Source organism: Amycolatopsis australiensis, from assembly GCF_900119165.1.
Lineage (GTDB): Bacteria > Actinomycetota > Actinomycetes > Mycobacteriales > Pseudonocardiaceae > Amycolatopsis > Amycolatopsis australiensis.
The window spans coordinates 1256322-1278656 of record NZ_FPJG01000006.1; the positions used below are offsets into that span (position 1 = coordinate 1256322).

Here is a 22335-nt window from a genome sequence, read left to right on the forward strand (position 1 = left end):
ATGAGGCCATGGGCAACGAAGCTTTGGTCACCCGCCTGCGCGACCTGCTCGGCCGGAACGCCGTGCTCACCGATTCCGACGTCACGGCCTCCTACGCGCGCGACATGATGCCGCTGGCGCCGTCCGGCAAGCCGCTCGCGGTCGTGCTGCCGGCCAACGTCGAGCAGGTGCAGGCCGTGGTCAAGGCGTGCGCCGAGGCGAAGGTGCCGATCGTGCCGCGCGGCGCGGGCAGCGGCCTGTCCGGCGCCGCGAACGCCATCGACGGCTGCGTGACGCTGTCGCTGACCAAGCTCGACCAGATCGTCGAGATCGACCCGGGCAACCGGCTCGCCGTCGTGCAGCCCGGCGTCGTCAACCTGGACTTCCGCACCGCCGTCGAGAAGCACGGGCTGTTCTACCCGCCGGACCCGTCGAGCTACGACTGGTGCACGATCGGCGGCAACCTGTCGACCAACGCGGGCGGCCTGTGCTGCGTGAAGTACGGCGTCACGACCGACTCGGTCCTCGGCCTGGAAGTCGTCCTGGCCGACGGGTCACTGCTGAAGACCGGGCGGCGGACGGTGAAGGGCGTCGCCGGGTACGACCTGGCGCGGCTGTTCGTCGGCAGCGAGGGCACGCTCGGCGTCATCACGCAGGCGACGGTCCAGCTCAAGCCACTGCCGCAGGCGCCGGCGACGCTGGTCGCGGGGTTCTCGACGACCGAAGCCGCCGGGGAGGCCGTGGCCCGCGTGGTGCGCGAAGGGCTCGTGCCGTCGTTGCTGGAGATCATGGACGCGTCGTCGATCAAGGCAGCCGAGACGTACCTCAAGACGGATCTGGGCGCGGGCTCGGACTGCCAGGCACTGCTGCTGGGCCAGTCGGACGCGGGCGGCGAGGTCGCCCGCCGCGAGCTGGCGGCGCTGGAGCAGATCTGCGTCGACTGCGGCGCGGACCTGGCGTACACGACGGAGGACCTCGAAGAGGGCCGGATGCTCCTGCAGGCCCGCCGGGTGGTGCTGACCGCCTTGGAGACGTACGGGCTGTGGCTGACCGACGACGTGTGCGTCCCGCGCACGCGCATCGCGGAGCTGATCCGCGGCTGCGAGAAGATCAGCGAAGAGGTGGGCCTGCGCATCGCGGTGGTGGGCCACGCGGGCGACGGCAACATGCACCCGACGATCGTGTACCAGTCCGACGACCCGGACGAGTTCGCCAGGGCCCGGCGGGCGTTCGACGAAATCCTCGAGGTGGGCCTGTCCCTGGGCGGCACGGTGACCGGCGAGCACGGGGTGGGCAAGATCAAGCGCGAGTGGCTGGCGCGGGAGATCGGGCCGGTCGGGCTGCGCGTGCACCGGCAGATCAAGCAGGCGCTGGATCCGGAGAACCTGTTCAACCCGGGTTCGATGTTTTCGATGGCGGAGTGATCAGTCCTTGACGCGCGGAATCCGCTGCGTGACCTCGGGATCGGTCTCTGCGAGAGCCTTCTTCCCACGCCGCGACTTCAGGTACTCGAGGACGATCGGCACCACCGAGATCAGCACGATCAGCACGAAGATCGCGTCGATGTTGTTGCCGATGAACGGGATGTCGCCGAGCACGTAGCCGAGCACCGTGATGCCCGCGGCCCACAGGATGCCGCCGATCACCGTGTACGTGAAATACGTCTTCGGGTTCATCCGGCCGATGCCGGCGATCCAGGTGATGAACGTCCGGACGAAGGGCACGAACCGGGCCAGCACGACCGCCTTCGGGCCGTGCTTCTCCAGGAACGCGTGCGTCTTGTCGACGTGCTCCCGCTTGAAGAACTTCGAGTCCGGCCTGCTGAACAGCTTGGGCCCGGCGAAGTAGCCGATGTAGTAGCCGACGACGTTGCCCAGCAGCGCCGAGACCGTGACGAGGATGCAGGTCAGCCAGAGCGGGAGCAGCCCGCCGCCCGCGATGAGCAGGCCCGCCGTGAACAGCAGCGAGTCACCGGGCAGCACCGGGAAGATGCTGCTCTCGATGAAGATGACGAGGCACAGCACCGCTACCGCGGGCCCGGCCACCCCGGCGAGCAGGGTGTGCGGGTCCAGCCATGACGGCAGCAGCGACATCGTGTTGACCGTGCTCTGGGCGAGAATCACCCCAAAAACGGTACAGGGTCACCCTGAGTCGTGGCTGAGACCCGGTCAGACCAGCGTGAGCAGGCCCACGACGGACCCCGCGGCGAGACCGAGCAGCACCGCCAGCAGCAGGATCCAGTACGCGGGCAGCTGCGCGCCCTGCCGCGCGGGCGGTGGCTCCGGCGGGGGTGAGTACGCCGTGGGAGCCTCCGAAGCGGCGTCCAGCGCGGCCCGCTCGCGCTCCAGCGAGTCCGCGCTCGCGCCCGACAGCAACCCGTAAGCCGAGGGCAGCTCGTTGATCGCGCTGGCGGGGACCGCGTCGGTGCCCGGCTCCGGCTCCCGGACCGGAGCGGACGCCGTGGACGACGCCTGCGGGGCGAAGACGGCTTGCGCGCGAAGGGCGTCCGCCAGCAGCTGCTCGGGGTCCTTCGGCTCGCTCATCTCCGCCCGTCCGCTCGTCGGGAACCTACGTACTCAAGGTAGCCGTACCCACCTCGGCGACCCATTCGCCCCGGCGCAGCACCTTCGCGGGCCGCAGGTCCTGGTCGAGGACCACGATGTCGGCCGCGTAGCCGGTGCACAGCATCCCCGTGCGGTCGGCGATGCCGAGCAGCTCGGCGGGCCGCTGCGACGTCGCGTGCACGGCGTCGAGGATGCCGAGTTTCGCACCCCGGACCAGATTCCGGAAGGCGGTGTCCATCGTCAGCGTGCTGCCGGCCAGCGAGCCGTTGTCGGCGAGAGTGGCGACGCCGTCGTGCACGTCGACCTCCAGCCGGCCCAGCGTGTAGCGGCCGTCGGCGGCGTCGGTGGCCGACATCGCGTCGGTGATCAGGACCGTCCGGTCGCGGCCCGCGTGCCTGGCGGCCAGCCGCACGACGGTCGGGTGCAGGTGGACCAGGTCGCAGATGAGCTCGATCGTGATGCGCTCGTCATCGAGCAGTGCCCCGACCGGGCCGGGCTCGCGGTGGTGGAGCGGCCGCATGCCGTTGAACAGGTGCGTCGCGACGGTGGCGCCCGCGTCGATGGCGGGCAGCAGCTGCTCCTCGACGCCGTCGGTGTGCCCGATGGCCGCGATGACGCCCGATTCGGCCAGCTGGCGGACGGCCTTGACGCCGCCGTGCAGCTCGGGGGCGATGGTGACCATCCGGATCGCGCCCTGGCCCGCGCGCAGGAGCTTGTCGACCGTGCCGGTGTCGGGCTCGAGGAGCGTCTCCGGGTCGTGCGCCCCGCAGCGGGCCTTCGAGATGAACGGCCCCTCCAGGTGGATGCCCGCGACCTCCTCGTCCTGGACGAGCTCACGCAGCGCGGCCACTTGCTCACGCAGGATGTCCACCGGGTCGGACACCAGGCTGGCGAGCATGGTCGTGGTGCCGTGACGGCGGTGCGCTCGCACCGCCGTCAGGAGCTCTTCCGGATCGGGGGAGGTGAACGAAGCACCTCCCCCGCCGTGGCAGTGGGTGTCGACGAACCCGGGCACGACCAGTGCCCCACCGACGTCGACGTGCTCGCCCGAAGGCGGGGTCCCGGAACCCACGCCGGCGATCCGCCCGTCGGAGACGGCCACCCAGCCGTCGTCGAGTAAACGGTCCGGGGTTGCCACCCGGCCGCCCATGATCACGAAATCTCCGGCGCCTCTCACGCCCCCCAGCATATATTGGTCTGGACCAAGCATGGTGATACGACTCAGTGATCGGAATGGTCCACCCGGGTCACTGTGGGGCCTGCATGGCCTTCTGGAGTGCCTCGAGCGCCCGGCTGGCGGTCGATTTCACGGTACCCTTGGAAATGCCTGCCGCCTCAGAGATTTCGGCCTCGCTCAGCCCACCGTAGTAACGCAGCACCAGCACCTCGCGCTGCCGGGGTGGCAGCTTGGACAGCGCGGCGACGACGGCCTGGTGCTCGCTGGAGAGCATCGCGAGGCTCTCGGCGGAGCGGGCGTTGACCGCGTGCGGCGGCACGTACTCCCGGGCGGTCTTGCGGCGGCGCAGCACGCTGCGCGACCCGTTGACCACGGCGGTGCGCAGGTAGCCGACGGCGGCCGCGGCGTCACGCAGCCGTCCCCAGTTGCGGTGCAGGCCGGTGAAGGCCTCCTGGACCACGTCTTCCGCCGTCGCGGGCTCGTCGACCAGCAGAATCGCCAGCCGGACCAGTCGCATGCGGTGCTGGCGGTAGAGGTCTTCGAGGGTCAGCGGCGCGGCCGTCTGCGCCGGGACCGGACCGTCCATGACCCGCAGGTGGCCGAGGGTCGCCTCGACGCTGCGTTCCGCATTGCCCTCGAGCATGAACCCCTGCCTGTCCTCGACCCCGGTCTGCACGTGGTGCCGCGTCAGCAGGTTCACGGTATTCACAGCGCTCACACAGGTACTGACGCACACCCAGCCTATCGGGTTGGCCTGCCGTCGCCACCGATCGCCCGCCGTGATCCGGGTAGCGTCGGACCCGTCCCGTCCGTGCGACCCCGGAGCGCCCCTCATGGCCTGGTTCCTCGTCGAAATCACCTACGTCCAGGAGAAGATGCCGGACGTCCGGCCGCGGCACCGCGAGTTCCTGGGCAAACTGGCCGAGCAGGGCCGCGTCGCGGTCGCCGGCCCGCTCGGCGACGGCACCGGCGGCGTGACGCTCTACCAGGCCGACGACGAGGCGCACCTGAAGGAGACGATCGACCAGGACCCGTACTTCCTGGAGGGTGTCGTCGCGGAGCGGACGGTGCGCGAGTTCAAGCCGGTGATCGGCGCCTGGCTGCCCGCCTAGGCGGACCGGCCGGACAACTCGTAGTCCGCCGGGTCGACCTTGCGCGTCTCCAGCCAGTACCGCCAGGTGAAGCCCGGCCAGATCGTCCGGTTCACGCCCTTCGCGTCCAGGTACCAGCTCTTGCAGCCGCCCTGGGTCCAGACGCCCTTGACCAGCTTGTCCTGGATCTCCCGCTGGAACCGCTCCTGCACGCCCGGCCGGACGTCGAGCGCGGCGGCGTCGCGGGAGTCGGCCAGCTTGATCGCGTCGACGACGTACCGCGACTGCGACTCGATCATGAACACCACCGAGTTGTGGCCCAGCGCGGTGTTCGGGCCGAGCAGGAAGAACAGGTTGGGGAAGCCGGACACGGTGATGCCCTTGTGCGTCCGCATGCCTTCGGTGGCCCACTCCTTGGCGAGGTTGCGGCCGTCGACGCCGGTGATGTCCAGGTACTCCAGCGCGTCGGTCACCTTGAAGCCGGTGCCGTAGATGATCGCGTCGACCTCGTGCTCCACGCCGGAGCCGTCGACGATCGAGTGCGCCTTGACCTCCTTGACCCCCGCCGTGACGACGTCCACGTTCGGCCGGTTCAGCGCCGGGTAGTAGTCGTTGGAGATCAGGACGCGCTTGCAGCCCATCGTGTAGCGCGGCGTGACCTTCTTGCGCAGCGCGGGATCCTGGACACCCTTCGCGATGTGCCGCTTCGCGATCAGCTCGCCCGCCTTCATGATCGCCGGGTGGCCGTTGAAGCCGATGGCGCGTGCCTCGAGGAACCAGTACAGCGCGTTGCGGTACAGGCGCTGCGTGCCAGGAACGCGCTTGAACAGCGTCCGCGCCCACCGCGGCATCGCGTGGTCCGGCTTGGGCATGATCCACGGCGGCGTGCGCTGGAACAGCGTCAGCTCGGCGACTTCGGGGGCGATCCGGGGGACGAACTGGATCGCGCTGGCCCCGGTCCCGACCACCGCGACCTTCTTGCCGCGCAGGTCGTACTCGTGGTTCCAGCGCGCCGAGTGCCAGGTCTGGCCGGCGAACTTCGCGATCCCGGGCAGCTCCGGGATCTGCGGGATGTGCAGGCCGCCGACGCCGGAGACGAGGAACTGGGCGACGAACTCGCGGCCGTCCTTGGTCGTCGCCGTCCAGCGGCGGTCCCGTTCGTCCCAGTGCGCGCCGGTGAGCTCGACGCCGAAGCGGATCTTCTCGCGCAGCCGGTACTTGTCCGCGACCCGCTTGAGGTACTCGAAGATCTCCGGCTGCGGCGAGAACGACCGCGACCAGTCCGGGTTCTGCTCGTACGAGAACGAGTACATGTGCGACTGCACGTCGCACGCGCACCCGGGGTAGGAGTTGTCGCGCCAGGTGCCGCCCACCTCGTCGGCCTTCTCCAGGATCACGTAGTCCCGGATGCCGGCCTTTTCGAGCTGGATCGCCTGGCCGAGCCCGGAGAACCCGGTGCCCACGATCACGACCTTGAACCGCTCGGTCATCTGTCGGCCTCCGCTGCGTCGAGGTTGCTGCCCAGATGACGTTACCTCAAGTAACAGTTACTTGGAAGTACTCCCTACCGGCTAGTACGTCCCGTCGAGCTTGGTGTGGTCCCAGCTGGCGACCTTGGTCGGGGTGAACACCAGCCCGATGCGTTTCGGGGCCTGACCTGCGATGAACGCCTTCAGCTCGGCCGGCGCGGGGTCGCCGGGCCGGGCGCCCGAGTACCGCTGCATGAGCGTGATCCCCATCCGGGTGACCTCTTCGGTGTCCTCGATGATCCGGACGTCGGCTTCGAACGAGACGCCGCGCAGCTTCTCGTAGCTGTCACCGTCTTCGACGAGCACGGTCGCCTCGGGCAGGCGCCGGAGGTTCTTCGCCTTCTGCGACGTGCCGTACGTCCAGGTCGCGACGCCGTCCTCGTGCGGGAAGTACCACAGCGGCGCCAGGTGCGGGCGGCCGTTCGGGCCGATGCTGGCGACGTTGATGACCTTCTGCTCGGCGAGGTACGCGCGCACCTCGTCCTCGGTCATCCGGATCTGGTCGCGACGGGACATGGTCACCCCTTGGTGGCGGCCCGGCCGCCGTGTCCGGTGACCGCCGACTCGAACGCGCCGCGGGCCTCGATGTCGGCCAGCGCGGCCTTGTCCGCCGACGGTACCCGGCTGCGGGACCCGATCTCGATGATCGGCGGCAGGAACGCGCGGAACAGCTTGAGCGCGCCGACCCAACGCGGCACGTGGATGGTCCTGGCCCGCTTGAGGATGCCCGCTTCGAGGTCGTCGAGCGCGACGTCGAGCGGGTAGGTCTTGCCGATCAGGCCCGGCATCGACGCGCGGAGCTTGCCGAACACCGGGTGCGCGTCGGCGCTCTCGACCAGGTCGGTGCGGATCCACGTCGGGTGCGCGACGCCGACCTTGACGCCCAGGTGCGCGACCTCGGCGCGGAGGCTGTTCGAGAACGCCTCGACGCCGGCCTTGGCGGCGGCGTAGTTCGCCATGCCCGGCGCGTGCGTGATCGCGGCGAGGCTCGAGATGGCCAGCAGGTAGCCCTTGCGCTCGATGACGTGCGGGAGCGTGACGCGGAACGTGCGCCAGACGCCGAGCAGGTCGACCTCGATGACCTTCTCGAAGGCGGCCCGGTCGACCGACCGGACGAAGCCCGCGGTCGCGATGCCGGCGTTCGCGATGACGATGTCGATCCCGCCGAAGTGCTCGACGACCCCCTTGGTGGCCTGCTCGAGGGCGTCCCAGCTGGTGACGTCGGCCTCCCACGCGCGGGCGTTCGGCCCGATCCGGCCGGCGACCTTCTGCTGCTCTTCGGCTTCGAGCCCGACGAGGGCGACCTTCGCGCCGCGCGCGGCGAGCCGCTCGGCCAGCCCGGCGCCGATGCCGCGGGCGGCGCCGGTGATCAGCACGACCTTGCCGTCGACCTTCTTGGTGCCGCTCAGCAGCGAAAACGGGTTGGCCACGGTGCCCTCCTAGACGTCACTTGAGGGCACCGTACCGCACCTTACCCGCGGTAAGCTACCCAACAGTAGGCTCACTTTCGCGGGAAAGTGCGGCCAGTTCGTCCGCGGTGAGTTCGAGGGTCACGGACGCGACGAGATCGGTGAGCTGCCGGGGCGTCCGCGCGCTGGCGATCGGCGCCGCGACCGTCGGCTGCTGCCGCAGCCAGGCCAGTGCCACGGTGGCGACCGAGACGCCGCGCGCGGCCGCGACCTCGTCGAGCGCCGCGAGCACGCGTTCGCCGCCGTGGTCCAAATAGGACGCCGCACGAGCGGCACGCGGGCTGTCACCGGTCTCGTCCTTGGTGCGGTACTTGCCCGTGAGGAAGCCCTTCGCCAGAGCGAAGTACGGCAGCGTCGCGAGGCCTTCGCGCTCGACGAGCGGGGCGAGGTCGCGCTCGTAGCCCCGCTCCACGAGGTTGTAGTGCGGCTGCAGCACGGCGTACCGCGCGAACCCATTCCTGTCCGAAATGGACAGTGCGGCGGCCAGCCGCTCGGCGCTGTAGTTGGACGCGCCGATGTGGCGCACCTTGCCCGCGCGGACCAGGGCGTCGAACGCTTCGAGCGTCTCCTCGAGCGGGGTGCCCGGGTCGTCGCGGTGGGCGTAGTAGAGGTCGATGTGGTCGGTCCCGAGCCGGCGCAGTGAGTCTTCGGCCGCGGCCTGGATGTTCTTCGCGGACAGACCGGGCCGCGCGTCCCACATGCCGACCTTGGTCGCGATGACGACGTCGTCGCGGTTGCCGCGCGTGGCCAGCCAGTTGCCGAGGATCTCCTCGGAACGGCCGCCGCCGCCGTACAGGTCGGCTGTGTCGACGAAGTTGCCGCCGGCCGTCGTGTAGGCGTCCAGCACGGCGAAGGACTGCGCCTCGTCCGCCGTCCAGCCGAAGACGTTGCCGCCGAGGTTGAGCCCGTACACGTCGAGGTCGGTGTTACCCAGCTTGGTCATGCCGCCGACGTTAGTCTTTCCCACGTACTGGGAAGCCGGGAGGAAAATCGCCTCCTCGCGCGTTGGAGTGTTCCATGGCAATCGAACTGGGCAAGCTCGGAATCTGGCGGCAGTACCCGGACGTCGACGCGAAGTTCGCGGCGGACGCGGAGAAGCTCGGCTACGGCGCGATCTGGCTGGGCAGCTCGCCCGGCGGCGACCTCGCCTACGTAGACGACCTGCTGGGCGCGACGGAGTCACTGGTCGTCGCGACCGGCATCGTGAACATCTGGCAGGACGAACCGGCGTCGATCGCCAAGGCGTACGAGCGGATCGCGGGCAAGTACCCGGACCGGTTCCTGCTCGGCGTCGGCGCCGGCCACCGCGAGCACACGCAGGAGTTCAAGAAGCCGTACACCGCGCTGGTCGAGTACCTGGACGGCCTGGACGCGGCGGGGGTCCCGGTGGCCGGCCGGGCGCTGGCCGCGCTCGGCCCGAAGGTGGTCAAGCTGGCCGGGGACCGGACCGCGGGCGCGCACCCGTACCTGGTGACGCCGGAGCACACGCGCGAAGCGCGGCAGATCCTCGGCCCGGGCAAGCTGCTGGCGCCGGAGCACAAGGTCGTCCTCGGCACCGACGCGGCGGAGGCCCGCGCGATCGGCCGCCGGACCGTGAAGTTCTACCTCGGGCTCGTCAACTACGTCAGCAACCTGCGGAAACTCGGCTTCACCGACGAGGACCTCGCCGGCGAGGGCAGCGACCGCCTGGTCGACGCGCTGGCGTTGCACGGCGACGCGGAGACGATCGCGACCGGCCTGCGCGCGCACTTCGAGGCGGGCGCGGACCAGGTCATCGTCCAGGTGCTGAACGAGGACCCGTGGCCGGCGTACCGCGAGCTGGCCGCCGCGTTGCGCTGAGCGTGTGACGTCCGTCCGGTCCCCGGGTGCCCGTGGACCGGACGGGCCGCGTTCTGAACCGATTCGACGTGCGCGGAAGTTTCTGCGCGGGGACCGGTGTGCGGCGGCGGTCCACCTCGTACGATGCGGTCGGGACCACCCTGTGCCAAGGAGGAGTAACGATGCCCATCGCCACCCCCGAGGTCTACGCGGAGATGCTCGACCGGGCCAAGGCGAACGAGTTCGCCTACCCGGCCATCAACGTGACCTCGTCCGAGACCGTGAACGCCGCCATCCGCGGCTTCGCCGAGGCGGAGAGCGACGGCATCATCCAGTTCTCCACCGGCGGTGCCGAGTTCGCGTCCGGCCAGAAGGTCAAGGACATGGTCACCGGCGCGACGGCGCTCGCGGAGTTCGCCCAGGTCGTCGCGGCGAAGTACGACGTGAACGTCGCGCTGCACACCGACCACTGCCCGAAGGACAAGCTGGACGGCTTCGTCCGCCCGCTGCTGGAGATCTCGGCCGAGCGGGTGAAGAACGGCCAGAACCCGCTGTTCCAGTCCCACATGTGGGACGGCTCGGCGATCGACCTCGACGAGAACCTGGAGATCGCGGCGGAGCTGCTGGCCAAGGCGTCGGCGGCGAAGATCATCCTCGAGGTGGAGATCGGCGTCGTGGGCGGCGAGGAGGACGGCGTCGCGCACGACATCAACGAGAAGCTGTACACGGCCGAAGGCGACTTCCTGAAGACGATCGACGCGCTGGGCGCGGGCGAAAAGGGCCGCTACCTGCTGGCGGCGACGTTCGGCAACGTCCACGGCGTGTACAAGCCGGGCAACGTGAAGCTGCGCCCGGACGTGCTGAAGGGCGGCCAGGAGGCGGCGGCGAAGAAGCTGGGCCTGGACGCGGGCTCGAAGCCGTTCGAGCTGGTCTTCCACGGCGGCTCGGGCTCCCTGCCGGAGGAGATCCGCGAGGCGGTCTCGTACGGCGTGGTGAAGATGAACGTGGACACGGACACGCAGTACGCGTTCTCCCGCCCGATCGCGGACCACTTCTTCAAGAACTACGACGGCGTCCTGAAGGTGGACGGCGAGGTGGGCAACAAGAAGGTCTACGACCCGCGTTCGTACCTGAAGGCGGCAGAGGCCGGCATGGCGGCCCGCGTGGTCGAGGCCTGCCAGGCGCTGGGCTCGGCGGGCACGAAGCTCAAGTAGGTTTTCGCGCGAAGGGCCGCCACGGAAGATTCGTGGCGGCCCTTCGTCGTGTTCAGATCGTCTCAGGCACCACCGAGCGCCGGGCGGAGAACCGCCGCGCCACCGGACCGGCCCCGGCCCACAGCACGAACACCCCGGCCAGCACCACCAAAGCCGTCCAGTACGCGACCGGTGGCGCCGACTCCGTGTGCGCGTCGCCGAGGACCCACGGGCGGAACTGGGACTGCACCCACAACGCCCCGTACCCGAACGCCGTCACCAGCAGCGCTCCCGCGCCCGCGCGCAGCACGCCGTTGCCCATCGTGAACGCCACGTCCACTGCCAGCCCCACGAAGACCAGGTAGAACGGCACCGTCGACACCGGGAACCCCAACCCGAGCAGCAGCGGCCACATCACCGACCGGTACGCCACATACGCCAGCGCCACCGAAGAGGCCGCCCAGCGGAAGCCCAGCGTGCGGCGCGCCAAGACCAGGATCAACGCCATCACCCCGATGCCCCACAGCGGGTACACCCACTCCGGAATCGGCATCGTGAAGTGCAGCACCGCCGTCCGGTCGACCGGGTGGCCGATCTGGTTGGCCGCGAAGTCCAGCAGCGACTTCTCCGCCTCCGGCGTGCCGCGCTCCCACGCGCGCAGGCCCAGGATCCCGTACTCCTGCTGGCCGTTCGGGAAGAACGTGTTCTCCAGGAAGAACGCCCACAGCGCCAGCAGCACGCCCGTGCGGAAGCGGCCCGGCGGGGACAGCCTGAGCCAGCCGAGCAGGACGCCCGCCTGCATGATGCCCGTGCCCAGGTAGAGCATCATGTGCGACGGGCTCCACGCGGTCAGGTCGAGGCCGTTGACGCGGTGGTTGATGACGTCCAGCGGCGCCGCCACCAGGAACGTCAGCAGGCCGATCTGCATCAGGCGCAGCGACCGCCGGTCGGCGCCGAGGCCCGTGTAGCTGTGGATCGCCACCAGCACGACGATGATCACCGTGCCGACCGTGTTGATCAGGTGCGGCGGGGCCAGGTCGTCGCGCAGCCACCGGAAGTGCCACGACATGTCCCACGACGAGCCGACCAGCTTGAACGCGAACGCCGTCAGCCACATCCCGTAGCAGAACCGCAGCACCCAGTCCGGCGTCGGCTGCCCGGGGGCGCCGCGGTGCCAGTGCCGCGTGAAGAACAGCCGCGTCTTGCCGATCGGGCTGCGCGGGATCACGTCCGCCGGGACGTCGACTGCCTTGGCCATGCCGGACATCATGGCCGGTCATGGTCACGAGCGGATCCCGACCGTGGCAAACACCGCGAAAATCCGGGTTCCCCCCGACCTTCGCCCCACCTTCTTCCCCACCACCGCCCTCAACGGAGGCGCTTCGCGCCACAGTTCACCCTTAAGGGTGGCCGGCTTGCTTCCGGCCGCCGTGGCTTGGCATGGTGTGCCGCCATGATGCCGAAACGAGTTGTGGCCGCCGTCCTGGTCGGCGCCCTGGTCCTGGCCGGCGGCGGGGTTCTCGCGGGTCTGTTCTTCTGACCATTGGGCAGAATGGGCGCCATGACGCACAACCTGCTCGGCCCCGAGCCGACGCTGCTGCCGGAGCACACCGCCGCCCAGGCCGCGCTCGACGCCGGGAACGACCCGGCCGCCGTCGCGGCCGAACACCCCGACTACAGCGAGGCGTGGGCTTCGCTGGCCGAGAAGGCCCTGGACGCGGGCGAGACCGTCGCCGCGTACGCGTACGCCCGCACCGGCTACCACCGCGGCCTCGACCAGCTGCGCCGCGCCGGCTGGAAGGGCTTCGGCCCGGTGCCCTGGTCGCACCGCCCCAACCAGGGATTCCTGCGCGCCCTCGCCGTGCTGGGCAAGGCCGCCGGCAAGATCGGCGAGACCGAAGAGTACGAGCGCTGCAAGACCTTCATCGCCGACTCCGACCCGGCGGCCGCGGAAGCCACCGGCCTGAAGTGACCCGCCCGGTCGTGAGTGAGAAACGGTGTTCCAACCCTGTTTCTCACTCACGACCGGCCGCGGGAGGGGTCAGAACAGGCCGCAGTCGGTGGGCGCCGGGAGACCGGCGAAGCGCCCTTCGAGCCAGGCGAACGCCTCCGGGAACGCCCGCACCGCGGCCAGCACGTGCGTCGGCACCAGCGTCGTGCTGAACTGCACCCGCACGCCCTTGCCGCACCACGTCCGGCCCAGGTCCCGGTCCTGCGCGTACGGCACGATGTCGTCGAGCGCGCTGTGGACGATCAGCACCGGCACCGACGGCTTCAGCGTCCCGATCTTCTGCTCCGCCACCCGCGACGCGTACGGCTCCTCACCGAGGTACGCGGTCAGCGAGCGGCCGTCGTTGGTCAGCGTCGACGACTGCGTGAACGCGTGCGCCGCGATCGCCTCCACCGTGCACTCGGTCCGCACCTGCTCGAACAGCTGCTTGCCGCGCGCGTTGAGCAGCGCCGGGATGTTCAGCTCCGGGTACGCGTAGTTCATGCTGACCAGCGCGAAGCCGAGGAAACCGACCGCGTAGTGGCCGTCGAGGTTCTTGGCGACCTCGGCCAGGTCCGCCGGTACCGCGCCCGCGTACGCGCCCTTCAACTGCAACTCGGGTGCGTAGCTCGGCTGCAGCTCGGCCGCCGCGGCCGACGCGCCGCCGCCCTGGGAGTAGCCCGCGATCGCGACCGGGCCGTCGTCCGGCAGCCCGGCCTCCGGCAGCCGCTGGGCCGCGCGGACCGCGTCGAGCACCGCGTGCGCCTCCGCCGCGCGGTTGACGTACGTGTGGTCTCCGGGCGTGCCGAGACCTTCGTAGTCGGTCACGACGACGCCGTAGCCCCGCGTCAGCAAGCCCGCGATGAAGGGCCCTTCGTACTCGAAGCCGGCGGCAAGCGCTTTCGACGGCGCGCAGTCGTCGCCCTCGCCCTGCGTGCCCACGGCGTAGGAGACGATCGGCCGCGGGCCCGAGCCGTGCCATGCCGTTCGCGGCGTCAGCACGGTGCCGGTGACCGCGATCGGCGCGCCGTGCGTGTCCGTGCTCCGGTACATGATCCGCTGGACCGACGCGTCGGCCTTGATCAGCTTGATCGGGTCGACGTAGAAGGTCGACGTCTCGTGCCGGATGACGTCGCCGTTGCTGCCCGCGGGCAGCGGCGACGGCGGGTCGTAGAAGGACTCGGCGGAGGCCTGCGGCGGGCCGAGCGTCACCAAGGCCAGCACGGAAACCGTGGCGACCGCCGCGGACAGCGCGCGGCGAGGGAAGATACGCATGCTTGCTCCTCGTTGAGCAGGACTAGTGCGCGGGGAACACCTTTTCAGACAGAGGTGTCGGAAAAAGAATCACGTGAGGTGGACCACCATGTCAAGCCCGGCGCCGCGCGGGCGGCCGCGCAAGCTCCCGGTCGGCGAGCAGCGCACCCGCGTGCTGGACGCGGCGGCCAAGGTCGTCGCGCAGCACGGGATGCAGGGCGCGACGATCGAGCAGATCGCGCGCGAGGCCGGCGTCTCGCGGCAAGCCGTCTACGAGCAGTTCGGTGACCGCGCGACGCTGTTCGCCGAGGTCGTGGCGGCCACCGAGGAGCAGGCCTTCGCCGCCATCGCGGGTCCTTCGGTGACCGACCCGCAGCCGGGGCTGCGGGCCTGGGCGCGGGCCAACTACGCCACCATGGTCACCTTCGTCGCCGAGCGCCCGGAGGCCTACGGCGTCCTCCGCGCGGCCGAGCGCGCCGGCGACCCCGCACTCACCCGGTTGAGGGAGAGATTGGCCGCCGTATACGCCGACGCGAGCCGCAAGCGGTGGGCCGCGCACGGCATCGACTCCGGCCGCGCCGACCGCGCGCTCGTCACGCTCTTCTTCGCGATGACGGAGTCACTGGTCCAGGCCACCTGGGACGGCGATCCGCCGGACCAGGACGCCCTGATCGACCTGCTCACCGAATTCACGGTCGGCGGCGTCGCCCGCCTCCAGACGAAGGCGAGCGACGTCATCGAACGGCTGCGGTAGGGCAGCTAAGCCGCGGCCAGTGCCACGGGGACCGAGCCCACGACCCGGTTGCGCCCGCCGTGCTTCGCCGCGTACACGGCCGCGTCCGCGGACGCCATCACTTCCTCGATCGAGGACCCGTCGATCGGGTAGGCGGCGACGCCGATCGACGCCGTCTGCCGTTCGATGTCGACCGCCGCGCCTTCGTTGGTCGTCGTGCTGATGACCAGCTCGCTGACCCGCTGCCGGATCCGCTCGGCCGTGACGATCGCGTCCTCCTTGGACGTCGACGGCAGCAGCGCGACGAACTCCTCGCCGCCGAAGCGGCCGACCAGGTCGTGCGCCCGGGTCTCCTGCTTGACCACGGCGGCGACCGCCTTGAGCACGTCGTCACCCGCGAGGTGCCCGTAGGTGTCGTTGATCCGCTTGAAGTGGTCGAGGTCGATCATCAGCGCACCGAAGCTGCCGTTCTCGCGCTCGGCGCGCGAGATCTCCCGCTGCGCGCCGTCCTGCCAGGTGGTGGCGTTGAGCAGCTGCGTCTTCTGGTCCGTGGTGGCCAGCTCTTCGAGCCGCTTGATCAGCACGGACCGCTGCAGCACGTACAGCGGCAGGATGACCAGCACCGACAGCAGCGGCTCGGTCGTCAGGACCATCACGAGCAGGCCGCCGACGCACAGGGTGGCCAGCTCCAGCAGGTTGTCGTCCATGCTGCCGAGGCAGTTCTCCGCGGTTGCCTTCTCCGGGGCGGCCAGGTAGAGGCCGAGGCCGGTCAGTGCGGTGTTCGTGGTGAAGAACGCGGCCGCGGCCAGCGCCACGGCGACCATGCCGTGCCCGCTGAACAGGTCCGCGACCAGGCCGGCCGCGAAGCCGGACAGGATCATCGTGGTCGCGTTCGCGGCGACGCGGTGCGCTTCACCCGGACGGGTGCCGGACCAGCTGCGGAACGCGAGGTAGACGTACAGCACGGTGCCCAGCACCGCGACCAGCTGCGGCGGCACCAGCAGCCCGGCCGGCAGCAGCCACACCGACGTCATGTTGATGTGCGGGCCGTTGCTCAGGATCCGGCGCTGGCGCTCGATGCGCCTGCTGACTTCGGTCTGCGCCACCGCGAGGCCGGTGAGCAGCGCGAACGTCCCCAGGTTCGCGAGCGTGACCGGAATCGTGACCGCGGCGGCGGTGGTCCAGGCGAGCATGACGGCGATCGCGGCGAGCGTGACCGTGACCCAGGCGCGTGGCCTGCTCCACAGTGCCCAGGCCGCAACACCACGAACCGACGCTTGTCCAGACCGTTCCCCCGATGTGACCATTTTTCCCCCAGCCCCTTGCGCAGGTGATCAGTGACAATCTACTCACGGACAGTTTCAGACCGTTTGCCTGCTGTCCACAAGGGCTTTCGGTGTGTACTTTTTGTTTGACACCGGAACGAGAGGTGGCCAGCGATGCGCGGCAAAGATCAGTGACCGCACAGCGCACCGCAAGGTCGCGCAGGTCGAGCCCACGCGCGGGGCATGTCAGGCATGTTCGGCGCGTGCGGCTTCTTTGTCGACCCATCTTCCGGGGTCGCCGGCGAGGGCGCGCGCCCACAGCACGGCCAGCGGCAGGGTGAGGACGATCCCGGCGACGCCGAAGATCCCGACGGTGCCGTGCGGGCTCAGCTGATCCGCGAGCACACCGCCGATCAGCGGGCTGATGCCCATCATCGTGGTCAGGCCCGTGTTCGACAGGCCCATGACCTGCGCGCGCTGCTCGTCGGGCACGGCCAGGGTCAGTGACGCGGTCGCCTGCAGCAGGCAGACGGTGCCGAGGCCGCCGGAGACGATGAACAGCACGATCGACGAGACGGGTCCCGGGTTCAGGAAGCACAGCACCAGCGGGATCGCGCAGAGCGCCGAGAGCGGGCCGATCAGCTTCGGCCGCAGCCCGGCGGGCACCCAGCGCGTGTAGGCGAAGGTCGCGATGACGCTGCCGATCGGGTCGGCCGCCAGCAGCAGGCCGATGGCTTCGGGACCGCCGCCCGCCGCGGCCACGTACGGCGCGGCGATGCCTTCGTAGACCGGCAGGAGCCCCATCAGCCAGGTGAACAGCACCAGCGTGCGCAGCGGCGAGCTGGCGAAGGCCGTCCGGCCACCGCCGCCGAGCGTCGCGAAGAACGACTTGCGCTGCTCGCCGCTCGCCGCGGCCGGCCGGGCGCGGACGCCGAAGCGGACGAACACGGCCGAGAGCACGAAGGTGGCGGCGTCGATGACCAGCGCCACGTGCGGGTCGAGCGCGATCAGCAGCGCGCCGCCGCCGGCGAAGCCCAGTAGCTGCGCGCTCTGCACGGTCATGCTGCGGATGCCCATCCCGACGACGAACCGGTCACCCTCGAGCACCTGCGGCAGCAGCGCGAGCTGGGACGCCTTGAACGGCGGGTTGACCAGCGAGACGCCGCCGACCAGCACGCACATCAGCCAGAACGGCATGCCGGGCAGCGCGACGAGCAGGATCAGGGCGGCCCGCAGCAGGTCGACGAGCACCATCACGGTGCGACGCGGGAAGCGGTCGGCGAAGCCGGTCAGGAAGATGCCGCCGAGCAGCGAAGGGGCGTAGGTCAGCGCGTACGTCAGGCCGGTGAGGGTGGCGGAGTTGGTGCCGGAGAAGACGAGGATGGACAGCGCGACCCTGGCCAGCTGGTCACCGGCGATCGACAGCAGCTCCCCGAACCACAGCGCGCGGAACTCGGCGATCCCGAACACCTCGCGGAACGTGACGCGATCCCGCGGAGCTGCCATGCGCGTTCTCCCGACCTCTTGTGCAGACCGTGGCCCTCGCACGACGATCGGTCCGTCATGACGTAGTCACGGTACGTGAGTTACCTCAGTCAGTGTCCCGTGACTGTTGGTGAATCTCTAGGTTCTTTCGCCGGTATCCAAGGTGTCACGGAGGTTTCCTGAACGGGTCAGACGATAGCCCGGAGTGTCTGGCCGGTCGCCCAGGAGTCACCAATGGATCATTCCGTACCCGATGGCCGGAGGACCAGAGGCAAAAGTAGCCACCTCGCGCGAGGCGAGGTGGCTACCGGAGTCGGCCCGCTGGGGCAGCGGGTTCGGGAGGAGGGGCGGGGTCAGCCGTCGACGGCGAGGGCGTCCTCCGCCGGGGCTCGGTTCGTCTTCGCGGCACGCTCGGCGTCGCGCTTGGCCACCTCTTCGCGGACGATCGGGATCACGTACCGGCCGAAGTCGATCGTGTCGCCGAGCATGTCGTAGCCGCGGGCCGAGAGGATCTCGACGCCGAGGTCGTAGTAGTCCAGCAGGGCCTGCGCGACCGTCTCCGGCGTGCCGACCAGCGCGTTCGAGTTGCCCGCGCCGCCCGTCGCGGCCGCCGTCGGAGTCCAGAGCGCCCGGTCGAACCGCTCGCCGCGGCTGGCGATCTCCAGCAGCCGCTGCGAGCCCGTGTTCTCCGGCTCGGTCAGCTTGTGCCGCCGGGTCAGCGGCCGGCCGCCCTTCGTGCGGTCCTTGATCGCGCCCACCGTCGCGTACGCCTTCTCCCAGGCCAGCTCCTCGGTCGGCGCGATGATCGGCCGGAACGCGACCTGGATCCGCGGGACGTCCGTGCGGCCGGCCGCCGCGGCCGCGGCCTTGACGAATTCGATCTGCTCCGCGGTCTGGGCCAGCGGTTCGCCCCACAGGCAGTAGATGTCGGCTTCGGCGCCACCGGCGGCGTACGCGGCGGGCGAAGAGCCGCCGAAGGAGACGTTCGGCCGCGGCTGCTGCACCGGCTTCACATCGCTGACGAAGTCGGCGAAGCGGTAGTACTCGCCCTCGAAGTCGAACGGCTCGTCCGACGTCCAGGCCTTCTTGATGATCTGGATGGCTTCGCGCGTCCGCGCGTAGCGCTGGTCCTTCGTGAGGTAGTCGCCTTCGCGCTGCTGCTCGTGGTCGTTGCCGCCGGTGATGAAGTGCACCGTCAGCCGGCCACCGGAGATCTGGTCCAGCGTCGCGAACGTCTTCGCCGCGAACGTCGGGTACGAGACGTTCGGCCGGTGCGCGAGCAGGATCTGCAGCTTGTCCAGTTTCGTGGCGACGTACGCGGCCGCCTGCGCCGGGTCCGGCGAGCCGGAGCCGTAGGCGAACAGCACCCGGTCCCAGCCGAAGTCCTCGTGCGCGCGGGCCAGGCGCAGCGTGTACTCCTTGTCGAAGACCCCGCCCGAGCGGGCGTGCGTCTCCGAGCCGTCGTGCGTGCCTCCGATGCCCAGGAACTCGACCGGCATACCGTCCTCCATCTCGCGTCGGTACTGCCGACAGCTACGCCCGTCCGGCGCGGTGCGGCAACGGGGTCCGCAGGGTGGAACTCACCGCCGGTGCTCGAAGGTGGGCGGGGCCGCCCGGTTGACCACGACGGTCGGGGACCGCCGTGGGATGGCCACGAACGTCCCGGGTTTGGTGTTATTCCCGGGATTCCGGAGTATGGGAAGGGCTTCCCGGACCCGGGCCGCGGCGTAGCTTCGGCTGCGTGGCCGATCTGCCGCCGTTCACCCTCGCCGTCGTGGGCGCCGGACCCCGGGGGGTCGGCGTCCTCGAGCGGCTCGGCGCGAACTCCGCCGAACTCCTGCGTGGCCGCCGGCTCGAGGTGCACCTGATCGACCCGTTCCCGCCGGGACCCGGCCGGGTGTGGCGGTACGACCAGTCACCCCTGCTGCGGATGAACTCCATGCCCGAGGACGTCACGATGTTCACCGACGAGTCGGTGAAGATGGCGGGCCCGGTGCGGCCGGGGCCGTCGCTGCTGGAGTGGGCGCGGAAGGTGCGTGACGGCGTCCTCGACGCCGAAGTGCCGCCGGACGTCGTCGCGGAGCTGACCGCGCTCGGCAGCTTCGACTTCCCGACCCGGCGGCTGCAGAGCGCCTACCTGACCTGGGTGTACCGGAAGGTCGTCGCGGACCTGCCCGGGAACGTCGACGTCGTCGAGCACGCGGCGCGGGCGGTGGGTGTCGACGGTTATACCGTCAGACTGTCCGACGGTACCTCCGTCACGGCGGACGCCGTCGTGTTCACCGTCGGGCACCTCGACGCCGAGCCGGACGACCGGGAGCGCGAGCTGGCGACGTTCGCCGCCCGGCACGGGCTGGCCTACTACCCGGCCGGGTACACCGCCGACGTCGACTACTCGGGCATCGCGCCCGGGGAAACCGTGCTGGTGCGCGGGTTCGGGCTGGCGTTCGTCGACCTGATGCTGCTGCTGACCGAGGGCCGCGGCGGCCGGTTCGAGGAGCTTGCGTGCGGCGGCCTGCGCTACCACCCGAGCGGCGCCGAGCCGGTGCTGCACGTCGGCTCGCGGCGCGGGGTGCCGTACCACGCGAAGATCGGCTACCGGCTGCGCGGGAAACCGTTGCGGCTGCCGAGGTTCTTCGACGCGTACGCCATCGACGAGCTGGCCGGTGCCGCCCTCGACTTCCGCGCGGACGTCTGGCCGCTGATCGCGAAGGAACTCGCTTGGGGCTACTACAGCGAGCTGTTCACCGGGCACCCGGACCGCGTGCGCATGGACTTCGCGGTCTTCGCCGACGCCTTCGCCGACCTGCCGTGGGGCTCGCCTGCCATGCGGGACCTCGTGCTGAAGGCGGTGCCCGCCGAAGCCGACCGCCTCGACCTCGACCGCCTCGACCGGCCGATGGCGGGCCGCGAGTTCGGCTCGGCGGAGGAGTTCGGCAAGGAGCTGCGCGAGTACATCGAAGCCGACCTCGCGCGCCGGGCGGACCCGGAGTTCAGCGCCGACCTCGGCGCGTTCATGGCGTTGCTGTCGGTGTACGGCCAGCTGCCGGTCCTGGTCCAAAAAGGACGATTGGATGCGTCGTCGCAAGTGTCTGATATGGACGGATGGTTCCACGGGTTCTTCTCGTACTACGCCAGCGGGCCGCCGCCGCGACGGCTGGAGGAACTGCTGGCCCTGCACGAGGCGGGCGTGGTTTCCTTCGCTGGCGCGGAAATGCGGGTGACGGCTGAGGGTGGCGTGTTCGTGGCGTCGAGCGCGAGCTACCCGGGCACGGTGGAGGCACGCACGCTGGTGGAAGCCCGGCTGCCGGGCCCGAGCGTGACCCGCGCGGCGGACGGTCTCCTCCGACAGCTGCGAGACGCGGGCGAGCTGGCGGAGGAAACGGTGGCGGACCCGGTGACGGGCGCGCTGCTGCCATCGGGCCGGATCCACACGCGGGTGTCGGACTCGCGCCTGCTCGACGGATCGGGCCAGGCCCACCCGCACCGTTTCGCGGTGGGCCCCCACACAAGCGCCCGATCGGCGGCGGCATTCACCCGCCCCAGGACGAACGCGCTGTCGTTCCGCCAGAACGACGCGGTGGCGCGGGAGATCCTGGCGCTGGCCGGCGAGCAGAGCTGATCGGCGCGGCGGGCGTTGCGCTAACGGTGCCCGGCACGGCGGTTCCGCGTGCCCTCAGCGAGCCCAGCTGACCAGCTCGCCCAGCACTTCCTCCGGCGGCGGCATCTCCGCGATCTCGGCAGCCACCCCTCGCGCGACTTCGCGCGGTTCCGGATCCTCCAGCAGCGCCCGCGCCGCCGCCTCGATCGCCGGTATCCGGATCTCCGCACCCACCAGCGCCGTCCCCGCCCCCAGCGTCGTCAGCGCCTCCGCGTTCGCGAACTGGTCCGCTCCCTGCGGCAGCACCAGCTGTGGCAGGCCCGCGGCCAGCGAGGCCAGCACCGTGCCCGAGCCGCCGTGGTGGACCACCGCGCCCGCGTGCTTCAGGACCTCCGCCTGCGGGACGAACCCCGCGATCCGCACCCGCTCCGGAACCGGGCCCAGCGCCGCCGGGTCGCCCGGGCCCAGTGCCACCAGCACCTCCACCGGCAGGCGGGACAGCGCAGCGATCGCTCCACGCAGCACGTCCGTCGCGCCGAACGCCACCGTGCCCAGCGTCAGGTACACGAAACCGTCCGCCGGCAGCGGCGGTAGCGGGACCTCCGGGTCGTACGGGGTCGGGCGCATCCGGAACACCTTCGGCACGCCCGCCGTCCCCGGGTCGCGGATGCTGTCCGGCCAGACGTCGATGCAGGCGTTGCCCAGCATCGCGTCCGCCGGGGGCGTTTGCCAGATCGGCGCCAGCCGCTCGGCTGCGAGCGCCAGCACCTGCGGTGGCATCGACCGGCCGATGACCAGCGACACCGCCGGCACGCCCGCCCGCTGCGCCAGCGCTCCGGCGCCGACGTCACTCTGCTCGTAGACCACCAGGTCGGGACGCAGTTTCGGCAGCAACGGCGTCAGGTCGCCGATGGTCGCCCGTGGCAGCAGCTCCGCGAACATCGTGATGCCGACGTCGAGGAACCCCGCGTCCTCGCCGTGCCGCCGCCTGGCCTCGGCCTCCGCGTCGGCGATGGCGATGCCCACGCGGTGTACCTCGAAGCCCAGTTCACGCACGCGCGGCACGAAGGCCTCGCCGGTGCCGAAGACGACGTCGTGTCCCGCCGCGCGGGCCGCGTTCGCCAGCGGCAGCAGGGGGAACAGGTGCCCGTACGCCGGGCGGCACGTGAAGAGGATCCGCACCGCCC

General features: G+C 70.6%; 21 protein-coding genes. 7 read left to right on the top strand and 14 right to left on the bottom strand.

Annotated features, from left to right (window positions below; translation table 11 throughout):
- The first annotated feature begins 8 nt into the window (after positions 1-8).
- Entirely contained in the window at positions 9-1403 is a 1395-nt protein-coding gene (locus tag BT341_RS07205) for an FAD-binding oxidoreductase (RefSeq protein ID WP_072475532.1), read from the top strand.
- Here BT341_RS07205 and BT341_RS07210 read toward each other — a convergent pair whose 3' ends face one another.
- The 4 genes from BT341_RS07210 to BT341_RS07225 form a co-directional block, all read right to left on the bottom strand.
- On the bottom strand, positions 1404-2102 hold the full coding sequence (locus BT341_RS07210) for a DedA family protein (RefSeq protein ID WP_072475533.1): 699 nt from the start codon (positions 2100-2102) through the stop codon (positions 1404-1406). It abuts the gene before it with no gap.
- Between the two features lie 45 nt (positions 2103-2147).
- Positions 2148-2522: a hypothetical protein gene (locus BT341_RS07215; RefSeq protein ID WP_072475534.1), complete on the bottom strand. Its 375-nt coding sequence runs from the start codon at positions 2520-2522 to the stop codon at positions 2148-2150.
- Positions 2523-2547: 25 nt separating this feature from the next.
- Positions 2548-3699, bottom strand: a complete 1152-nt coding sequence (gene nagA, locus BT341_RS07220) for an N-acetylglucosamine-6-phosphate deacetylase (RefSeq protein WP_072475535.1) — start codon at positions 3697-3699, stop codon at positions 2548-2550.
- A 91-nt stretch (positions 3700-3790) separates the two neighbouring features.
- Positions 3791-4363 (bottom strand): RNA polymerase sigma factor, encoded by a 573-nt coding sequence (locus tag BT341_RS07225; RefSeq protein WP_072481824.1) that lies wholly within the window; start codon positions 4361-4363, stop codon positions 3791-3793.
- 190 nt (positions 4364-4553) lie between these two features.
- On the opposite strand from BT341_RS07225, the gene BT341_RS07230 reads away from it, so the two are divergent.
- Positions 4554-4832 (top strand): YciI family protein, encoded by a 279-nt coding sequence (locus BT341_RS07230; RefSeq protein ID WP_072475536.1) that lies wholly within the window; start codon positions 4554-4556, stop codon positions 4830-4832.
- Here BT341_RS07230 and BT341_RS07235 read toward each other — a convergent pair.
- The 4 genes from BT341_RS07235 to BT341_RS07250 form a co-directional block, all read right to left on the bottom strand.
- Complete coding sequence (locus BT341_RS07235; protein WP_072475537.1) at positions 4829-6301, bottom strand: flavin-containing monooxygenase; 1473 nt, start codon at positions 6299-6301, stop codon at positions 4829-4831. The two genes, BT341_RS07230 and BT341_RS07235, sit on opposite strands and share 4 nt — an antisense overlap.
- A gap of 81 nt (positions 6302-6382) precedes the next feature.
- Positions 6383-6856 carry a pyridoxamine 5'-phosphate oxidase family protein gene (locus BT341_RS07240; protein ID WP_072475538.1) on the bottom strand — a complete coding sequence of 158 codons (474 nt, stop codon included), beginning with the start codon at positions 6854-6856 and terminating at the stop codon, positions 6383-6385.
- Between the two features lie 2 nt (positions 6857-6858).
- The gene (locus tag BT341_RS07245; protein ID WP_072475539.1) at positions 6859-7770 is read right to left on the bottom strand and encodes an SDR family oxidoreductase; all 912 of its coding nucleotides are present in this window, start codon (positions 7768-7770) and stop codon (positions 6859-6861) included.
- A 55-nt stretch (positions 7771-7825) separates the two neighbouring features.
- Entirely contained in the window at positions 7826-8752 is a 927-nt protein-coding gene (locus BT341_RS07250; RefSeq protein WP_072475540.1) for an aldo/keto reductase, read from the bottom strand.
- A 74-nt stretch (positions 8753-8826) separates the two neighbouring features.
- Between BT341_RS07250 and BT341_RS07255 the strand changes: the two genes are divergently transcribed.
- Both BT341_RS07255 and fbaA read left to right on the top strand, forming a co-directional pair.
- Positions 8827-9648 (top strand): LLM class F420-dependent oxidoreductase, encoded by an 822-nt coding sequence (locus tag BT341_RS07255; RefSeq protein ID WP_072475541.1) that lies wholly within the window; start codon positions 8827-8829, stop codon positions 9646-9648.
- Positions 9649-9809: 161 nt separating this feature from the next.
- Positions 9810-10841, top strand: coding sequence for a class II fructose-bisphosphate aldolase (gene fbaA, locus BT341_RS07260; RefSeq protein WP_072475542.1), 1032 nt, complete (start codon positions 9810-9812; stop codon positions 10839-10841).
- A 52-nt stretch (positions 10842-10893) separates the two neighbouring features.
- Here fbaA and BT341_RS07265 read toward each other — a convergent pair whose 3' ends face one another.
- On the bottom strand, positions 10894-12078 hold the full coding sequence (locus BT341_RS07265; protein WP_177328759.1) for a hypothetical protein: 1185 nt from the start codon (positions 12076-12078) through the stop codon (positions 10894-10896).
- A 303-nt stretch (positions 12079-12381) separates the two neighbouring features.
- Here BT341_RS07265 and BT341_RS07270 point away from each other — a divergent pair, with 303 nt between their 5' ends.
- Positions 12382-12792 carry a DUF3151 domain-containing protein gene (locus BT341_RS07270; RefSeq protein ID WP_072481825.1) on the top strand — a complete coding sequence of 137 codons (411 nt, stop codon included), beginning with the start codon at positions 12382-12384 and terminating at the stop codon, positions 12790-12792.
- A gap of 69 nt (positions 12793-12861) precedes the next feature.
- Here the strand turns inward: BT341_RS07270 and BT341_RS07275 are convergent, their stop codons facing one another.
- Positions 12862-14085, bottom strand: coding sequence for a lipase family protein (locus BT341_RS07275; RefSeq protein ID WP_072475544.1), 1224 nt, complete (start codon positions 14083-14085; stop codon positions 12862-12864).
- Between the two features lie 88 nt (positions 14086-14173).
- Here BT341_RS07275 and BT341_RS07280 point away from each other — a divergent pair, with 88 nt between their 5' ends.
- Complete coding sequence (locus tag BT341_RS07280; protein WP_072475545.1) at positions 14174-14818, top strand: TetR/AcrR family transcriptional regulator; 645 nt, start codon at positions 14174-14176, stop codon at positions 14816-14818.
- A 5-nt stretch (positions 14819-14823) separates the two neighbouring features.
- Here BT341_RS07280 and BT341_RS07285 read toward each other — a convergent pair whose 3' ends face one another.
- From BT341_RS07285 to BT341_RS07295, 3 genes are all read right to left on the bottom strand, one after another.
- Positions 14824-15990 carry a sensor domain-containing diguanylate cyclase gene (locus BT341_RS07285; RefSeq protein ID WP_072475546.1) on the bottom strand — a complete coding sequence of 389 codons (1167 nt, stop codon included), beginning with the start codon at positions 15988-15990 and terminating at the stop codon, positions 14824-14826.
- Positions 15991-16308: 318 nt separating this feature from the next.
- Complete coding sequence (locus BT341_RS07290) at positions 16309-17568, bottom strand: MFS transporter (RefSeq protein ID WP_072475547.1); 1260 nt, start codon at positions 17566-17568, stop codon at positions 16309-16311.
- 332 nt (positions 17569-17900) lie between these two features.
- A complete protein-coding gene (locus tag BT341_RS07295) occupies positions 17901-19046 on the bottom strand; it encodes an LLM class flavin-dependent oxidoreductase (protein WP_072475548.1) in 1146 nt (381 codons plus the stop codon).
- A 242-nt stretch (positions 19047-19288) separates the two neighbouring features.
- On the opposite strand from BT341_RS07295, the gene BT341_RS07300 reads away from it, so the two are divergent.
- Complete coding sequence (locus BT341_RS07300) at positions 19289-21169, top strand: FAD/NAD(P)-binding protein (RefSeq protein WP_072475549.1); 1881 nt, start codon at positions 19289-19291, stop codon at positions 21167-21169.
- Between the two features lie 54 nt (positions 21170-21223).
- Here the strand turns inward: BT341_RS07300 and BT341_RS07305 are convergent, their stop codons facing one another.
- On the bottom strand, positions 21224-22330 hold the full coding sequence (locus tag BT341_RS07305) for a glycosyltransferase (RefSeq protein ID WP_072475550.1): 1107 nt from the start codon (positions 22328-22330) through the stop codon (positions 21224-21226).
- Positions 22331-22335 lie beyond the last annotated feature (5 nt).

Coding starts and splice junctions, on each gene's coding strand:
- BT341_RS07205 (WP_072475532.1), top strand. CDS start 9: ATGGGCAACGAAGCTTTGGTCACCCGCCTGCGCGACCTGCTCGGCCGG.
- BT341_RS07215 (WP_072475534.1), bottom strand. CDS start 2,522: ATGAGCGAGCCGAAGGACCCCGAGCAGCTGCTGGCGGACGCCCTTCGC.
- BT341_RS07225 (WP_072481824.1), bottom strand. CDS start 4,363: ATGCTCGAGGGCAATGCGGAACGCAGCGTCGAGGCGACCCTCGGCCAC.
- BT341_RS07230 (WP_072475536.1), top strand. CDS start 4,554: ATGGCCTGGTTCCTCGTCGAAATCACCTACGTCCAGGAGAAGATGCCG.
- BT341_RS07235 (WP_072475537.1), bottom strand. CDS start 6,301: ATGACCGAGCGGTTCAAGGTCGTGATCGTGGGCACCGGGTTCTCCGGG.
- BT341_RS07240 (WP_072475538.1), bottom strand. CDS start 6,856: ATGTCCCGTCGCGACCAGATCCGGATGACCGAGGACGAGGTGCGCGCG.
- BT341_RS07250 (WP_072475540.1), bottom strand. CDS start 8,752: ATGACCAAGCTGGGTAACACCGACCTCGACGTGTACGGGCTCAACCTC.
- BT341_RS07255 (WP_072475541.1), top strand. CDS start 8,827: ATGGCAATCGAACTGGGCAAGCTCGGAATCTGGCGGCAGTACCCGGAC.
- fbaA (WP_072475542.1), top strand. CDS start 9,810: ATGCCCATCGCCACCCCCGAGGTCTACGCGGAGATGCTCGACCGGGCC.
- BT341_RS07265 (WP_177328759.1), bottom strand. CDS start 12,078: ATGGCCAAGGCAGTCGACGTCCCGGCGGACGTGATCCCGCGCAGCCCG.
- BT341_RS07270 (WP_072481825.1), top strand. CDS start 12,382: ATGACGCACAACCTGCTCGGCCCCGAGCCGACGCTGCTGCCGGAGCAC.
- BT341_RS07275 (WP_072475544.1), bottom strand. CDS start 14,085: ATGCGTATCTTCCCTCGCCGCGCGCTGTCCGCGGCGGTCGCCACGGTT.
- BT341_RS07280 (WP_072475545.1), top strand. CDS start 14,174: ATGTCAAGCCCGGCGCCGCGCGGGCGGCCGCGCAAGCTCCCGGTCGGC.
- BT341_RS07285 (WP_072475546.1), bottom strand. CDS start 15,990: ATGCTCGCCTGGACCACCGCCGCCGCGGTCACGATTCCGGTCACGCTC.
- BT341_RS07290 (WP_072475547.1), bottom strand. CDS start 17,568: ATGGCAGCTCCGCGGGATCGCGTCACGTTCCGCGAGGTGTTCGGGATC.
- BT341_RS07295 (WP_072475548.1), bottom strand. CDS start 19,046: ATGCCGGTCGAGTTCCTGGGCATCGGAGGCACGCACGACGGCTCGGAG.